The 16,449-nt window shown below is 65.4% G+C and carries 13 protein-coding genes; 5 read left to right on the plus strand and 8 right to left on the minus strand.

Annotated elements, in window-relative coordinates:
- Positions 1-33 precede the first annotated feature (33 nt).
- From MF607_RS00995 to MF607_RS01000, 3 genes are all read left to right on the plus strand, one after another.
- Positions 34-1,089: a mannose-1-phosphate guanylyltransferase/mannose-6-phosphate isomerase gene (locus MF607_RS00995; protein WP_277925638.1), complete on the plus strand. Its 1,056-nt coding sequence runs from the start codon at positions 34-36 to the stop codon at positions 1,087-1,089.
- 262 nt (positions 1,090-1,351) lie between these two features.
- Positions 1,352-1,759, plus strand: coding sequence for an acyltransferase family protein (locus MF607_RS23010; protein WP_431311886.1), 408 nt, complete (start codon positions 1,352-1,354; stop codon positions 1,757-1,759).
- Positions 1,689-2,435: an acyltransferase family protein gene (locus MF607_RS01000; protein WP_242115539.1), complete on the plus strand. Its 747-nt coding sequence runs from the start codon at positions 1,689-1,691 to the stop codon at positions 2,433-2,435. The genes MF607_RS23010 and MF607_RS01000 overlap by 71 nt, the downstream gene beginning before the upstream one ends.
- Before the next feature lie 109 nt (positions 2,436-2,544).
- Here the strand turns inward: MF607_RS01000 and MF607_RS01005 are convergent, their stop codons facing one another.
- Complete coding sequence (locus MF607_RS01005) at positions 2,545-2,715, minus strand: hypothetical protein (RefSeq protein WP_242115540.1); 171 nt, start codon at positions 2,713-2,715, stop codon at positions 2,545-2,547.
- The gene (locus tag MF607_RS01010) at positions 2,712-2,897 is read right to left on the minus strand and encodes a hypothetical protein (protein ID WP_242115541.1); all 186 of its coding nucleotides are present in this window, start codon (positions 2,895-2,897) and stop codon (positions 2,712-2,714) included. The genes MF607_RS01005 and MF607_RS01010 overlap by 4 nt, the downstream gene beginning before the upstream one ends.
- A 110-nt stretch (positions 2,898-3,007) precedes the next feature.
- On the opposite strand from MF607_RS01010, the gene MF607_RS01015 reads away from it, so the two are divergent.
- Together MF607_RS01015 and MF607_RS01020 are read left to right on the plus strand one after the other, a co-directional pair.
- Entirely contained in the window at positions 3,008-3,361 is a 354-nt protein-coding gene (locus MF607_RS01015; RefSeq protein ID WP_242115542.1) for an HIRAN domain-containing protein, read from the plus strand.
- 208 nt (positions 3,362-3,569) lie between these two features.
- Positions 3,570-4,133 (plus strand): putative antibiotic biosynthesis monooxygenase, encoded by a 564-nt coding sequence (locus MF607_RS01020; RefSeq protein ID WP_242115543.1) that lies wholly within the window; start codon positions 3,570-3,572, stop codon positions 4,131-4,133.
- An 18-nt stretch (positions 4,134-4,151) separates the two neighbouring features.
- Here MF607_RS01020 and MF607_RS01025 read toward each other — a convergent pair whose 3' ends face one another.
- The 6 genes from MF607_RS01025 to MF607_RS01050 all read right to left on the minus strand — a co-directional run bounded on the left by MF607_RS01025 (position 4,152) and on the right by MF607_RS01050 (position 16,327).
- Positions 4,152-6,500 carry a glycoside hydrolase family 3 N-terminal domain-containing protein gene (locus MF607_RS01025; protein WP_242115544.1) on the minus strand — a complete coding sequence of 783 codons (2,349 nt, stop codon included), beginning with the start codon at positions 6,498-6,500 and terminating at the stop codon, positions 4,152-4,154.
- 25 nt (positions 6,501-6,525) lie between these two features.
- Positions 6,526-8,190 carry a carboxylesterase/lipase family protein gene (locus tag MF607_RS01030; protein ID WP_347340849.1) on the minus strand — a complete coding sequence of 555 codons (1,665 nt, stop codon included), beginning with the start codon at positions 8,188-8,190 and terminating at the stop codon, positions 6,526-6,528.
- A gap of 577 nt (positions 8,191-8,767) precedes the next feature.
- The gene (locus MF607_RS01035) at positions 8,768-13,762 is read right to left on the minus strand and encodes a multicopper oxidase domain-containing protein (RefSeq protein WP_242115545.1); all 4,995 of its coding nucleotides are present in this window, start codon (positions 13,760-13,762) and stop codon (positions 8,768-8,770) included.
- A 19-nt stretch (positions 13,763-13,781) separates the two neighbouring features.
- On the minus strand, positions 13,782-14,603 hold the full coding sequence (locus MF607_RS01040) for a DUF2182 domain-containing protein (RefSeq protein ID WP_242115546.1): 822 nt from the start codon (positions 14,601-14,603) through the stop codon (positions 13,782-13,784).
- A gap of 2 nt (positions 14,604-14,605) precedes the next feature.
- Entirely contained in the window at positions 14,606-15,262 is a 657-nt protein-coding gene (locus tag MF607_RS01045) for a DUF1326 domain-containing protein (protein ID WP_242115547.1), read from the minus strand.
- Between the two features lie 12 nt (positions 15,263-15,274).
- Entirely contained in the window at positions 15,275-16,327 is a 1,053-nt protein-coding gene (locus tag MF607_RS01050) for a hypothetical protein (protein ID WP_242115548.1), read from the minus strand.
- Between the last annotated feature and the right edge of the window lie 122 nt (positions 16,328-16,449).

Here is a 16,449-nt window from a genome sequence, read left to right on the forward strand (position 1 = left end):
ATTTGCCACTCGATCCTTTCGGAGAACCTATCCATGCCCGTTTCGTCCGACATTGTCCCCGTCATTCTGTCCGGGGGGGCGGGCACCCGTCTGTGGCCGATGTCGCGTCCCGAACGGCCCAAGCAGTTCCTGGCCCTGACCGCCGCCGAGACGATGTTGCAGCTGACCGCGCGCCGCGCCGCGGGCGACGGCTTTGCCGCGCCGATCGTCGTCGCCAATGCCGCCCATGCCGATGCCGTCGCCGAACAGCTTTCCGCCATCGGTTCGGACCCGCAGGCGATCATCCTCGAACCGATGGGCCGCAACACCGCCCCCGCCATCGCGCTGGCGGCGATCGCGGCGGGTGGCGGCGACGCGCCGTTGCTGGTCATGCCGTCGGACCATGTCATTCACGACCTCGACGCCTTCCGCGCCGCGATCGACCGCGCGCTGCCGCTGGTCGAGGATGGCTGGATGGTGACGTTCGGCATCGCCCCCGACGCGCCCGAGACCGGCTATGGCTGGATCAAGGTCGGCGCGCCGCTGACCGAGGGGGTCCACCGCGTCGACCGCTTCGTCGAGAAGCCGCCGCTCGACGCGGCGCAGGCGATGCTCGCATCGGGCGACCATGCATGGAATGGCGGCATCTTCCTGTTCCGCGCCGACCGTTTCCTGGGTGCGATCGGCCGGTTCGTGCCGGCGATGCTGGACGCGGCGCAGGGCGCGATGGACCGGGCGCAACGCGACGGCAATTGCATCCGCCCCGACGCCGACGCCTTTGCCGCCAGCCCGTCCGACTCGATCGACTATGCGGTGATGGAGCGCGACGACCGGGTCGCGGTCGCGCCGGTGGCGATGGGGTGGAGCGATGTCGGCAGCTGGGACGCGCTGCACGCGATCAGCGACCGCGACGATGCCCATAATGCGACCGGCGGCGACGTAACGCTGCTCGACGCGACCGGCTGCCTCGTCCGGTCGGACGGGGTGCGGGTCGCGATGGTCGGGGTCAGCGACCTGATCGTCGTCGCCAGCGGCAACGACCTGCTCATCCTGCCGCGTGGCCGGTCGCAGGAGGTCAAGCGGCTTCTGAAAATTTTGACGAGCAACTGAAGGACCTAACGATAGGGATCAGCAAAGCTGAGACCGGCAACGGTGTACGTCCCTAGCTTGTCCGATTGCACTGCTCGTTGCTGAACGCCCCATCGGCTCCGCGGCCGATGGGCTACTCCGGTCGTTTTGCCGCCGCCGATGGGGATAGCGAACGTCAAGTTACTTACGCCCACGACAAGTAAAAATAATATAGTATTCTATACTATTACAGTCTTGGTATAAGGTTCCTAGGCCATAGCCAGAACGATTGGGGGACGGGACGTTGCACCGAAATCTATCAATATACCTCGAGGTTCTGCGCTTCGCCGCGGCAGTTGCTGTGGTGCTTAGTCACGCTAGGGGTATTCTTTTCCCCGCCCTGCCTTGGCGGCTTGCCGCACACGGGCCCGAAGCCGTAGCGGTCTTTTTCGTTCTGTCGGGCTTCGTGATCCGTTTTGTTACCGTCGACCGTAACGAGACGACTTGGCGAGCCTACGCCGCCGCACGTGTAGCGCGCATTTACCCCCGTCATCATACTGGCTGTACTAGTTACCAAGATAGCGGATGCAGTAGGGTCCTATTTTGCACCCGTTGGATATGCCGAATTAAACCATGGTTTCTTGTCCGCCACTGGTGTTCTAACTTTCACAAACGAAGCTTGGTTCTCGCACGTCACGTTCGGCTCCAATGAGCCGCTATGGTCGCTAGGCTTTGAGATCCCCTACTATCTACTATTCGGGTTATTTCTGTTCGTCCGAGGGCCTCTGCGCATAGTCGCGATCGTTGCTTGGTTTGCGGTTTTTGGCCCCAAAATTGCCATTTACCTGTCGCTATGGTTGCTCGGCGTCGCGACATATAATGTCGTTCGTTGCATGACTAGACAACGCTTAGCACTTGGAGCGTCGTTGTTTGTGGGATCGATGCTTTCGTATGCTGCACTTAAGTTTGGCCCATGGCGACCCGCTTTCATCCGAATATATCTGCCAGAGACAACTGGCGACCTTCTAGGGGGTGCCGCATACTATTTCAGTATTTCCCTATTGACGGCGCTCAATATTGCTGGCTTCGCGTTAGCGACGCGCTCAACTCGATCGCTACCAAAGCCGATTACTACAGAAATCGGTTGGTTCGCGAATGGTAGCTTTACCCTCTACGCTACACACGTTCCTGTCATGCTAGCAGTTGCTGCGATTTGGCCGACTGTTACCCAAAGCCGGCTGGATGGCACCTTCGCGGTGCTGATCGTCATCGCTATTTGCTATGGCTTGGCGCTAATCGCGGAGCGGCCGAAGCGCGTGTACAAGCGCCATGTGTCAGAATGGCTGGGACTTGTTCAATCGCGGGAGAACGCATCCACACGCGCGTGAACGCCGAGCGACGAAGGTAGACACGATTGCCGTCCGCTTGGCGGGGTTAGTAGCAAGCCGTTTTGCACGAACCCGCGCATTGGCATCACAGCGACGTTGGTGGCGTCGGTCATTGCAGCGTCCTGTTCTCATGAATGGCGTTCAGGCAGTCAGCCAGCCGCTGCCAGTTCGCCAGTTCGTGGCGATCCTTTGATGCGTGCGCGCCAGTCGTGACGATTTGCGCAGCCCGACCGAGGCACGCGGTCGACAGAAGTTCGAACGCCTGATCCCACGCGGTCATTGCAGGTTCCTCCAGTCGGCCTCGGCATCGTCGACTGCGTCAATCATCTCGCCGGGGGCCATGTTCTTCGACAGGTAGCGCCGCACGTCTTCGGCGGTGCCATTGCGCGGGAATGCCCGGTCCTTTGCCGCTGCGGCGACCAGATCGCCCAGCGCGCCGGGTGCACCGGTCTGCAGCAGCATCCACGTTCCAAACGCATCCGTTTCGGTTTGCATACCATTCCTCCGCTTGACCGAATCGTCATCTGCCACTGATTATGTTCCCCCTATGTTCTAATGTCGAGTCGAGGCGTATGGGGTGGAATGACTTTCGGTTACCGGCGTGCGGAGAGCGGCACGACAACGAGGACGGCACAAGCCGGCAAGCCGAACTGGCGCTGCTGACCCCCGGCGACGAACTTAACCTGATCCGCGAACCGCTGAACGAGCACGATCCGATGGCGGTCGCGATCTTCACCAGCCGCGGTATTCGCGTCGGCTATCTGGCACGGGTCCGGGCGATATGGATCGGCAGTAAGATGGATCGCGGCCAGCCGGTTAACGCGATCGTCGAGCGCGTGAAGGGTGCCGCCCTGCCCGGTTCGCCACTCGGCCTCGTCATGCGACTGAACATGGACGGTGAGGAACCCGAATTGCCTTCCGCATGAGACCGCCTGTGGTATGCTCAATCCGAGTCCGGCGGAGTAAATTTCATTTGCGTGGTATGATCCGTGGTATTTTGAAGCAAGCGTCATAAAATGTGACGCAATATGAACACGTTATCCGCTCAATTCACCGGCCACCTCTTCCGCCAATGGCGGCTTCGGTACGGCGGTCGGGCGCAACGCGACGGCAGGATCGCACGTTCTGGGCGCCATGCCACTCGATCCCGATGCAACCGCAACCGTCATTACCAGCCGTGCGATCCGTGCGGGGCATGAGCAGGATTTCGAACGCTGGGTCCAGCGGCTGAACGTTCTGGCGAGCGCCGCGCCGGGCTATCGCGCGGCGATCCGGCTGGGACAGACTGCCGGGTTCCAGCATTTGCTGTTCCGCTTCGATGACGTCGCCGCTGCCGAGGCGTGGCAGCACAGCGACGCGGTGATGGCGCATGCCGCGATCGCCGATGGCTTCTCGACCGCGCTGCGCCAGATCGACAGCGGCAACCGGGTGGTCTTCGAGGTGCCGAGCGATGCGAGTGCGAGCAAATGGAAGCGGTTCGTGACGACGTGGCTGGCGGTGTTCCCCGTGCTGCTGCTGGTCAGCAGCGTCGTGCGGATGGTGCTGACCGACGTGCCGCTGCCGTTCCAGCTTGTGCCGTCGTCGCTGATCCTGACGGCGACGCTGCAATGGATCATCCTGCCGCGGCTGCAGCGCTATACCCGTTTCTGGCTGTTGCAGGACGGGTCCGGCCGGCTGCAGACGTCGCCGGCCGAATGATCCGCACGGCAGGTCGGGTCAGTCGGGCCGGAAGCCCTTGCCCGCCCGCGGTGCGCCGCCCACGCTGAAGGTGGCGTGGATGCCGCCTTCCGAACTCGACCCGACCCACAGGTCGAACGTGCCGGGATCGATCACCCAGCCTTTCGCGGCGGTGCTCCAATATTGTAGGCTGCGTTCGTTCAGTTCGAAGCGGACCGTCCGCTGCTCGCCGGGACGCAGCGACACGCGTTCGAAGCCTTTTAACTCGCGCACGGGGCGCGATGCCCTGCCCGATTGCTGGTGGATATAGAGCTGGACCACTTCGTCGCCGGGGCGGGTGCCGCGATTGGTCACCGGCACCGATACGACGACCCGCCCGCCGGGGGCCATGGTCGCGCTGTCGAGCACCGGCGCGCCGATCTCGAACGTCGTGTAGCTCAGGCCGTAGCCGAACGGGAATTGCGGCGTCGACGGGATGTCCCAATAGCGCTTGCCCTGATCCTTCGGCGCATGGGTCATATTGTGCGCATAATAGATCGGCACCTGCCCGACGGTGCGCGGCCAGGTCACCGGCAGCTTGCCGCCGGGATTGACGTCGCCGAACAGCGTGCGGGCGATCGCGGTGCCGCCGCGCGTACCGCCATACCAGGCGTGGAGGACCGCAGGCGCGCGCTCGAGCACCGCCCCCAGTTCGAGCGGACGGCCGCTCATCGTCACCACCCGCACGGGCTTGCCGGTCGCCAGCATTGCCTCGAACAGGCGCAACTGGTCGCCCGGCAGCTTGAGGTCGGAGCGCGACGCCCCCTCGCCGCTCATATCCTCCGCCTCGCCCAGCGTCAGCACGATCAGGTCGGAGCGCTTCGCCAGCGCCACCGCGCGGTCGAACTCGCTGGCGGCACGCGCTGCGTCCCAGCGCGGTTCGGGCTTGGCGGCACCGGGAATGGTGATCGCTTCGAACATCGACGGTACGTTGCGTTTCAGCTGAACGCCCGGCGCGGTCTCGACGGTCGCGGTTGTTCCGAGCCGGTCGCGAACGCCCTCGAATACCGTCACCGTTTCGGGCAGGTCATACTGGAATGCCCAGGGGCCGAGCATGTCGCGCTTCGAATTGGCCATCGCGCCGATCACCGCGACGCGCTTGTGCGCGCCGGCCACCAGCGGCAGGGCATTGCCCTCATTCTTCAGCAGCACGAACGAACGCTCGGCCGCCGCCTGCGCTTCGCGGCGATGGGCGGGGTCGGCAAGCGTTACCCTGGCCTGTGCCTCGTCGACATAGGGGCGCTCGAACAACCCCATGCGGAACTTGCCGATGAGGATACGGCGGACCGCGCGGTCGAGTACCGCTTCCTTCAGCCTGCCAGCACGTACCGACGCCGCCAGCGTTTCGGCCGACGCGGCCGGGCCGAACGACATTTCCATGTCGTTGCCGGCATCGATGCTGCGCACCGCCGCATCGGCCTCGTCGCGGGCAAAATGCTGGATCACCTGATTCTTGGTGCCGTTTGCGTCGGACACGACCCAGCCGTCGAAACCCATCTGGTCGCGCAGCACGTCGGTCAGCAGCCATTTGTTGCCGACGGCGGGCACGTCGTTCAGGTCCATATAGGCGCTCATGACATTGCCCGCCCCCGCCTGCACCGCCGCCGCGAAGGGCGGCAGGATGACGTTATAGAACTGCGAATCCGACAGATAGACGCTGTCGTAATCGCGTCCGCCCTCCGCCGCGGCATAGCCGGCAAAGTGCTTGGGGCCGGAGACGATATGGCCGGGCGCACCGATCGCCGCCCCCTGAAACCCCTTCACCTGCGCCTGCGCCATCGCCGATCCGAGGAACGGGTCCTCGCCCGCCCCCTCGACGATCCGGCCCCAGCGGGGGTCGCGGGCGATATCGACCATCGGCGCGAACGCCCAGTGTATGCCGACCGCGCGCGCCTCGGCTGCGGCGACCGCCTGCGCCCGCTCGACGCCCGCCGGGTCCCATGACGCGGCATTGGCGATCGGCACCGGGAAGATCGTGCGAAACCCGTGGATGACGTCATAGCCGAAGATCAGCGGAACCTTCAGCCGGGTCTCTTCGACCGCCACCCGTTGCAGCCGGTTGATGACGGCGGGATCGGTGACGAAGAGCAGCGACCCGACCTTGCCGCTCTTCACGATCGGCGCAAACTGTTCGAGCGCGCCGAACATGAATTGCTGCGAGACCTGCCCCGCCTTTTCCTCCAGCGTCATCGCGCGCAGCAGCAGGTCGGCGCGCTGTTCGGCACGCAACCGCGCGTTCATCCATGGTTGCGTCGCCGTCCCCGCCTGTCGCGCGGCAAGCGGAGCGCTGGCTGCAACTACCCCCGCCGCCAGCGCCAATGCCCCGGCGGCCATCATCATCCTGTGCATTATGATCCTCTCCCCGTTCGCCATCTCACTTCTTGACCGGAACGGCAGTGAGGTCGCGGTCGATCGTCGCCAGCAATTGGTCGGTGAACTGGTCGGGCAGATAGGTCTGCAAGCCGTACAGCGTCGTGCCGCGCGCCATGTCGAGCTGCGGGTTCTTGAGGAAGGCTGGGACATGCCGTTCGAGGACCGCCCGCGTCGCGGGATTGTCGAGCAGTTCGCCGATCGGCGTCGTCAGGGTGGTATAGCGCCCCGACGCCTTGGCCGCCGCCAATGCCTGCGACAGCCGGTCGATATCCGCGCCCCACGGATCGCGCGCGACCACTACCTTGCCGTCGGCGGCGAAGTCGGCGAGCGTGTCGTTGGCGCGGGTATAGCGCGGCCATGTCGGCAGCGTGCCGCCGTTCGGATCGCCGCGCTTCACGAAATTGGCGAGATAGCTGCTCATCGCCTCGCCCACGCCCTCGTCCTTTGCGGTCGTCTGCGCGCCATATTTGATTGCGGTGTTGTCGAAGAAATAGGGGATGTCGGTCGCGTGCTGCGCCCCGCCCTGTCCGATCGAGTCCGCGACATAGGAAAAGCGATAGCCCCAGACCGGCACGCCCTTGTCGGCGATCATCGCCGATGCCTCGCGCCCGCCGGCGATCATGAAGCCGCTCTTGCCGCCGATATCGGCGCTGGTCGCCCCGATCATCATCGGCATCCGGGCGAAGCGGTCCTGTTCATAGGCCTTGCGGACATCGACCACGACCTTGCCGTCGACGAACGGCCCCGAATTGGTCGGCGGGGCGCCATTGCGGCCGGACATCTGCGCCATGTTCAGCCCGTCGAGCACGTCTTCGGCCGACAGCGCGCGCAACCGTTGCAGCGCGTCGGGCGCGGCGGGATCGATGCCCTTGGTCCGGGCGAAATTGCCGCCGATCTTCTCCACGTCCGCCAGCGTGTTGCCGGTGAACGCCTTGGCATCGCCGCCCGACATCACCACCGCCTTGTTGAACAACCCCTTCGCCTCGGGAGAGGTGATCAGCGCATGGACCGAGATCCCGCCGGCACTCTCGCCGGAAATGGTCACGTTCGCCGGATCGCCGCCGAACACCGCGATGTTGCGCTTGACCCATTGCAGTGCCGCGACCTGGTCCATGATCCCGTAATTGCCCAGCCGTCCGCCATCGGCGTTCGCAGCGGTCAGTTGCGGCAGCGCGAAGGTGCCGAAACGACCGACGCGGTAGTTGAAGCTGACGAAGACCACGCCCTTCTTCGCCATGTTCGCGCCGGCATAGGTCGGCGGCGAGGCGCCACCGTTCACGAAGCCGCCGCCATAGATCCAGACCAGCACCGGCAGCTTGCCCTTGGCGCCCGCCGGCCGCCAGACATTGGCGTAGAGGCAGTCCTCGGCCGGGGTGGTACCGAGCGGGGCGGCGTCGCTGGGGAAGGGTTTTTGCATGCAGTCGGAACTGTACTGCGTGGCGTCGCGCACCCCGGTCCATTTCGCCGCCGGTTGCGGCGCGCGCCAGCGCAGCGGCCCGACCGGCGGGGCGGCAAAGGGGATACCCTTCCAGCTTTCAACGCCGTCGGCGACCTGCCCACGGACGGCACCGTTGTCGGTGCGGATCGTCGGGCCGGCGGGCTGGGCGCTGGCAGGAATGGCGGCCAGCGCGGTGGCGATGACGAGGGCGATGGTGGCGCGGGGCATCGGTGCGAATTCCTCAGGCTATGGGGGTGCGGGAAGCAGCGTGAAGCCGTGTTACGATCGGCGCGGAAGGCGGCACGCTTACTCTTGCCCACGATTCGAGCGGCGCCGGCAATTCCGGGGCGCCGGCAGCAGCCGCTGCGCTCCGCACAGAGCCGATCCGGGGCGGACGGATATCGGACGCGGTCCGGGTTACCTTATCGTATCCGGCAATGGAGCGATGGACGGGGGGCGCAAGCGCCGGTGCTGCGGGGCTGATGCGCGCGGAACGAGTCCGAGGACCTGGCACGGCAACCTCCCCCTGCAAGGCTGGCCGACCGATCGTCGGCTCTTTCCCATCGGCCCGGCCGCTGTCGCGCCCGGTCCGTCCGGTTCAGCAGTTATCAGGCATAGCATATGATGAGAAGAATATATTTCGAGCGGCAATCTAAGTACCGGGACCGCCCACAATATCTGGAACCGAACTCGACCGGCTGGGATCGCCTTAACCCGTCCGCGGCTGCGCCGCTCCCTCCCTCTCCCGCCGGGAGAGGGAAAAGTAACTGATGGGCGCGGATCACCGTCAATCAGGCAGGGTGCGTTAACGTGACCGGATGCGCGCCCACATGCCCTGCTGGGTCGCCCACAGGAAACTGCCGGGCCGGACAGGGTGGTCGCCGGGGGGGCCCAAGGTGAAGATGAGATTCTCCGCGCGGCAGGGGGCGATGCCGGACAGGGCGCCGACCTGCGGACTGTTCAGCACCCAGGATGCCGATCGGAGGATGGCACCGTGGACGACGATGCCATGCTGGCGCGGCTTGTCGTTCGCGCCGAGGACGCGCAGCACCACACGGTCGCCCGCATCGGCTTCGAGGATCGGGTGCGGCACCAACGGGCCCGATTGCGCGATCCTGCCCGAATGGACCGGATAGGCCTGATAATTGACCGCTTTCTGTCCGCAATCGACCGGGTCGAGCCCCGGTTCGACGTCGGGCATCGGCGCATGATGGCTGCCGTTGACGAAGAAGCGCAATCCGTCCTGCATGAACCAGAAGGTCTCGCGTGCGAAAAGCTGGCCGCCCTTCTTGAGGTCCGCCGCGAAGCTGGTCCAGCCGTCCGGCTCCGAACTGTTCGAACCCGGCGCATAGGGACGTAAATCGGGGGGCAGCACGACGAGAGCGCCGATCAGTCCGTGATGGCGGTGGTGGCGAATGTCGGCCATGTCATGAAGATAGCAGACCTGCCCGAGGTCATGATCGGTAGCTTCCTTCGGTGCGAGCTTGTTGTCGGCCCACCACCAATATTCGCGCCAATTGCGCCGCCCGGTGTGATCGGCACGGGTCACGACGCCGCCCACCGCAAGGGTGTCGGCGTCGGGCGGCTGGAGATTGCCGCCGTGCATGCCGTGCGCATCGTCGCGCTGCCGCCGCGCCGCGACGGTGGTATCGGGATTGCGTCCGACATAGCTACCATCGTCCGCCGTCACGTCGTACCGGAGGAGCGCGGCGTGCAGCGAGGCACGCGGGCTGACCGTCCGCCGGTCGGGATGGCCGAAGCGGTCGCGATGCTCGACCGGCACCCGCGCGCGCGATGCTTCGGTGCCGAAGGGCTGCTGGCCGCGCCGCCGACGATTGCGATCGTCGTCGTCCGCTTCGAGAATGTCGTTGACCAGGAGGACGCAGACCCATTCGCCGGCCAGCGCGCGCAGGACCAGTGGCTCCGTCGTAGTCGGCGCAGGCTGCTTCGCCAGCAACGCCTCGAAACCCTTTGGAGCGGAAGCGGAGTTATTATCGGAAGCGACAGCCGCCTTGCTTCCCCTGTCCTGCTCGATCTTCAGTTCCTCTTCGATCGCCTGCTCCACCTCGGTGCGGCTGCACGGGATCGCGCGGTAGATCAGTCCCCATGGATCGGTCAGGACGTCGCCGACATAGCCATGCTCGTGGCGCTGCGCCGCCACGACATAGACGCGCTCGGTATTGCGGTCGGGAACGAGCGGCGCCGTCGCCTCCGCAGCCGGCGCGCAGCCCTTGAGTGCGGGCAGCAGCGGGAAGGTGTCCTTATTTTCCGGCGTCGGCGGCAGGACGCGGACGAGGCCCCAATTGCCGAGCCAGAGGTCGTCGAGCGTGCCGAAATGCCAGAGATGATCCCCCATTCCATAGGCCGACGCGTCGGCCGGGTTGATATCGAGGGTGAACGCCTCCGAAATGCCGAGCGTCTGCTGGTTGACCAGTGGCGCCTTCCCATTGCCCCAGTCGCGTCGCCAGCGCAGGCCGTGGGCGGTGAAGCTGTGCTGTTCCTCGTGCGACCCCTGCAACAACCGGATGCGGAGCCGTTCGCCGGGGTAGGTAAGGATGATCGGCGTATCGGGATCGCCCTCGGCGCCGGCAAAATTCTGCTTGTCGCGCACGGCGGAGCTGAACCACGCCGACGGGTCGTTGCCGCGAAAACGTAGCGGGGCGCAGCGATAATTGACGCCCATGACCCCCGGGTCGCTCATCCCCGACAGGATCGGCGGCGGGTTCAGCGCCTTGCCATGGCGGTTGAGCAACGGGACATAGTCGGCGACGGCCAGACAGGCCTCGCGATAGGACGCCAGCTTGCTGTCCTCGGGCAACTCGATGACCGCCTGCGCCTCGCTCCATGCCGTCTCTTTGCGGTCGCCGTGACGCCACCACTTCGACCCGTGCGGCTGCACCATCAGCGCCGAGAACAGCCCCCGCCGCTGCCGGAAATTGGCGAGCAGATGGTCGTGAAAGAAACAGGGGCCGAATTCCTCGTCGACTACCCAGCGATGCAGGCTGACGTTGCGCATCTCGCCCGGACCATTGGCGCCCACCGCCTGCGGTGCGCTGGCGCCCGACAGATAGTTCCAGCCGGTCGAGGAACCGTCCGCTGCCAGCACGTCGAACTTGACGAGGTGGACGTGCAGGCCGCATTCGACCGGCAATTGCGCGAAATCATACTGGTCCGCGTTGAAGGCGGGCAGGACGTTGTGCTGGCGCCATTCGACGATATCGCCGTGATTCGCGCGGGGGAAGATCGGCTCGGGATTGGCTTTAGGATCGTGCGGGAAGTTTTCCGTTCGCACGACCGTGTTGCCGTCTTCGTCCTTCTCCTCGATCGTCGCCTTCATCAGGCGGTAATGATGCCCGCGCGGGTCGTACCAGCCATCGACATTGTAGGCGATCGGGTCGTGGCGGACCTCGATATCGTAGCTGATCTTGCGCGGTGGCGGCAGACCGGCAGCCGCGTTCCAGTCGCGCGCGCGGGCGTCCAGATCGACGAACAGCGCGCCGGGCGACTGGCCTTTACGACAGCCTTCGGCCATCGCCGCTCGCTCAAGCTTGGTAGCGTCGGGCATTTGCAGCAGTATCCGGCGACCGTTGCGATGCCGACGCTTTGCAGCCGGCGGCGGCGGCGACTTGGCCGGGTAGGTGCCGCCGACGAACCAGGGAAAGCCGGGTTGTTCGTTGGTCGAAGCAGGCGGAGCATCGCGGTCCGGCAGGCGGACTAGCGGCGGGCAATAGCTGCCGTCGGGATAGGCTCGCTTGCCGTCGACCAACCGGTCGTAGCTGCGCCACAGGCCCCACATGCCGTGATGGAAATGCGGATAGAGGTGGCAGTGCCAAACGATATCGCCGATCGCATGCTGGCGGCTGCCCGAGCCGAACAGGGGATCGATCGTCATAGCCGTCTGCGGGCTGATCGTGATCGAATCGAGCAGTTGTGAACCCTTGCCGGTTGGCGCACCCGTTCCCGGCGCATAGGCGGCGGCGACAGGTACCGACGGGGGTGCGATGTCGCTGGCGACCGCGCGCCATTCATGCACGTGAAGGTGATAGACGTGCGTTTCCTTGACGCCGGCATGGATCAGCCGGACGCGGCAGGGATCGCCGGCATAGGCGCGCTGCACATGGGTGGCCGGGTCGCCGAACAGCCAGCTGCTATGATGCTGCTCCTCGCCCGCGATCTTTTCGAGCCATTTGCCGTCCTTCGTCCGCGCCGTCAGGAACACCTCGTCCAGTTCCTCGGACAACTCCCAGCCGAATGCCCTGAGATCGATTTTCGGCCCAAGTTCGTCCGGCTTGGCGGGTGTCTGGTGGACCAGCTCGCGCATCCGGTGCGGCAGGCGATTGTGCATCGGTGCGGCACGGTAGGACAACGGCATCAGCGAATGGTCACCGACCGTGTGCAGGCCCGAATGGATTTCGGGTTCGTCGTGGATGAAGACGCAGAACTCGCGGAAGCAGCGCTTTACGCCGTCCGGCCGCTCCAAACTATCGTCGTCCCGTTTCTCACCAACATTCTTGCGGTCGGTCTCAAGGTCGATATAGGGATGGTCGCCGATATTCGGGGTCCGCGTTTCCGGATCGATGATAACGTCGAGTAATGCGGCCCAAGGACTATCGGTAATGGGATCGCCGGTTTCCGGATCGAGCCATCGAGTGCCAGCCGGCTCGGCGATCAGCGCGCCGAACAGGCCGTGGACGTTGGTGCCGTTCTCGTTGCCGCGGACATCGGCGATATCGTTGATCGGCCATACGCCTTCCGCGCCGAGTTTCAGCCCGATCGAAACCGACTGACCCGGGTCGACGATCGCTGGGCCGGTGGCGTGACCTTGTATGAACAGGTCGATGGTGCGGTAGCTCAGCTCGTTGTTGAGTTCGATGGTGACAGGGTCGCCGACGCAACCGCGCAACACCAGCGGGCGGAGCATCGGGATCGGCTTGAGCGGGTTGAAGCGATTACAGGGACCGCGAGGTTTGATGGGTCCGGCGGTTGCACCTGCTCCGCCCGGTCCTTCGGGGACGTGATCGTTGAAGATCAGCCGGGGAAGCCATTGCAGATCGACGTCGCCCGCCTTGGCCGCCGCCCTCAGCGCTTTGTTATAGACGGTGGTATCATGCCGGACGAACCAGGCATCGATCGCATCGTCGATGATCTTTTCCTGCACCAACCAGTGTTCGCGCAGATCGTCGCGTTGTCGAGCGGTCAGGCTCGCGAGGCGCACTGGCCGGGGGACGGCCCGCTCCTCCGCGTCGGCAAGCGCGCTTTGCACGCCGCGCCGCTCGACCGGATCGTAGCGATCGTCGGTCGCGTCCCATTGCGGCAGCCCGCCGGTGCGTTGCAGGTCGGTCAGCGCGATGGTGAGTTCCGCCAGCGTCCGTTCGAAATTCATCCGGACCGCGCGATCGCGGTCGGTGGCATGATAACGGCGCTGGTCGTCGGGTTCGTGGTGCGGATCGCTCAGATAATGGTGGCCGGCATCAACCTCCCCGAGAAGCTCGCGCGCGATGGTCCGGGCCAGCAGCGCCTGATCCTCCGGCGTACCGACTTGCAGCCGCTCGACCATGCGATCCAGTCGTTCGAGCAGGTCGATGACCAGCCGTGCCCGCTGGCGACGGTGATGCAGGCGCGGTAGCGTCTCCGGCCCCTCTTCCGCGCCCGGCTTGCCGTCATACCACAGGTCGCGGCACCATTTGAGCAGCGGGACCAGCGCCTGCGGCATGAAGACCATGCCGTTGGGATCATGATCGCCCTCCGGCGTATAGACCACCGGAACGGAGATTGCGGCGATGCGGAAGGTGCGCGCCATGATCGGTCTCCTCAAAGCATCAGAAAAAGGCGGGTGGAACGGCCCCCGTCAGCAGCAGCATGCCGATCGCGATGGCGAAGCCGGCCTGGATCGGGATCAGCCGCCGGGTCGATGGCAGCAACCGCTCGAGCGTCATGAACAGCGCCGCCGCCACCATGATCGGCAGCATCAGCGCCCCGACCAGCACCGCCAGCAGCATCGTCGCCCAGCAACAGCCGACGCAGATGACGCCGTAGCGGGCACCGACATCGAACGAAGAGGGGAGCGGCCGCGCATCCTGCCAGCGCAGCATCATGAGCGCGGTCGGACTGCGACATGCATCCATGCACGCCATCTTGAGCGACGAGAATTGGAACAGACCCGCCGCGATCGCGGCAAGCCCGCTGGCGAGGTCGGCGCGCTGCATCCCGATCGGTAGCAGCCGCAACCCGGCGCGCAGCAGCGTCCCCCCGGCGAACAGCACGGCACCGGCGGCGATCCAGATCGCGACGAAGGCGCCAAGCATCGCCAGCAGCGCCCGGCGCCCGTCGCCATGCCCCGCGAGTAACCGCAACCCTGCGCGCAGCAGCGGCAGCGCCGGCGGCAGCATCATCGCGATCACCATCAGCGCCCAGCCGAGCATCCAGTTGAAAAAGCCGGTTCCGGCAAGGTCGGGGGCGTGGCCGCAAAAACGGACCAGACCGCGCAGTTCGACCGGCAGCGCGGCCAGCGTCGGTGAGATCGGCGCGGTCATCAGTCCGGCGTGCAGCGCGATGACGCCGATCCAGCCCAGCACAGCCGCGCCCAGTACCGACAACGCGAGGCGGATCGAGCCGATCGGGTCGCGGACGGTCTCGAGCATCGTCAGACCGATGCCGGCACGGCTTGTGGCTTGTCGTTGCTGTCGGCAGGTTGCAGCTCATAGCAGAATTTGCCGCGCATGCCCGAGCGTCCGCGAAGATAGAGCGGGCCGCCGGGCAGGGCTGCGACGTCGACCGTCAGGTCGCCCATTGTCTGAACCCGCACCTCGCCCGGCCCGATACCCAGTTCGTCGGTGAGCGCCGCGTTGCGCAGCGTCATCGGTGCGTCTGCCTCCGCGAACTTCTTGTCCTCTCCTTCCGCCTTGGCGATCCGACGCTTTTCGACGATCACCTCGACAACGAAGTCCTTCTGATCGAACGTAGAGGTGATCGTCGCTTCCCGGACGTCGAGAATATCGCCGAGGAGCTTGCCCAGCGCGTCCAAGCCCGAAAACGCCTTGCGCAGCGCTTCGAACGCCGCCGCGTTCTTGCCCGCGTCGATAAAGAAGATCGCCTGCCCCCGGCTGCGGACCGCGTGAAAGGCCGCCGCCGCGACGTGCATCCCGCCGACCGGAATGCCGTCGATCTGCGAGCCATCGGCGAAAGACCATAGGTACAGACCGCTGCAATGGTCCTCGTCGGGCACATCGTTGACCCAGCAGGGGCAGACGGTGAAACAGTCGCAACATTCGACGAAATCGCCGGTCAGCTTATAGGACATGATGGCTCCCGTTCATTTGCGGATGCGCAGCAGCGGATTGGCGGCCTTGCCCGAGGCAGTCGTGATCTGCAGCCGCGACGCCGGCCCCGGGACCGGCTTGCCGGGACCGACCAGCGTCCTGCGCACCTCCCACGCGCCGGTCGCGTCCGGAAAGCCGCTGCCCAGCGCCTCCCCGGCAAAGGTCACGTCGACCCGGTCAGACTGGAACCCGCCGGCACCGTCCGCGATCGAGACCGGCAACAACTGTCCGCGCACCCGGAACTGCGAGCGCGAGGACCGATAGTCCGCGCCCAATATCTGGAACGCGACCGGTCCGCCGGGCGGGGGCGGCGGCAGGCTGTCGCCGGTGCCGGCACGGCGGCCCTGGACGGTGAACAGCGCCTTCGCGACGCGATCGGGGCCGGCGGCGTCGGCGCTGCCCTGTTCGATGCCGGGGCCGTCGATCTCGACATGATTGCGGAACGGGCCGCCGACGACGGCATGTTCGGTAATGCCGTCGCCGATATGGTTCGGCGGCTGCACGCCCGACCAGACGAGGAACGGCGCGATCTCTCCGGAGGTCAGCACCCGCGCCGGGTCGTGCTCGCAAATGCCAAGGTCGCAGGTATAGAATACCCGGCCGCCCTCGTCCGCCTCCAGTTCCTTGGTCTCGCCATAGGGATGCCGCACGACATAGGTTGCGCCGGGGACCACATCGTCGATCCGGACGCGCAGCCGAGAAAAGACGATGGCGGGGTTGGCGACGCCGGGGACCGCCTCCTGCTCGCCATCGCCGCCGAACGCCGCCTCCAACGCCATGATGACACGCGCGCGTCCGATCTCGCCATGCCCGCCGACCTTCAGTCGTGCCTCGGCCATGAAATAGAAGGCTTCCTCAGGAAAGTTGTGCGGGAAGGTCACGGGAGCAGCCGGCGTCTGCAATTCGCCGATCGCGGGAGCCATCGGGTCGGGCCGGGTGACCAGTTCCAGCCGGATCCCGTTTCCATCCTCGAACCATTCGGGAAACGCGCTTCCCGGACCGATCGGCCCGGATTGCGACAGACGGTGCGGGTTTCGTGTTGCCATGGAGCCTCCCTTCCCGACGATGCGACAAGACGCATCGCCGCGATACTTGCGGACGCACAGTTATGCACAGGCTACGCAGTAAATATATTACTTCAAATGGAGTATAACTTACCTTCGCAAAC

It is taken from the genome of Sphingomonas lacusdianchii, assembly GCF_022664395.1.
GTDB classification, from domain to species: Bacteria; Pseudomonadota; Alphaproteobacteria; order Sphingomonadales; family Sphingomonadaceae; genus Sphingomonas; species Sphingomonas lacusdianchii.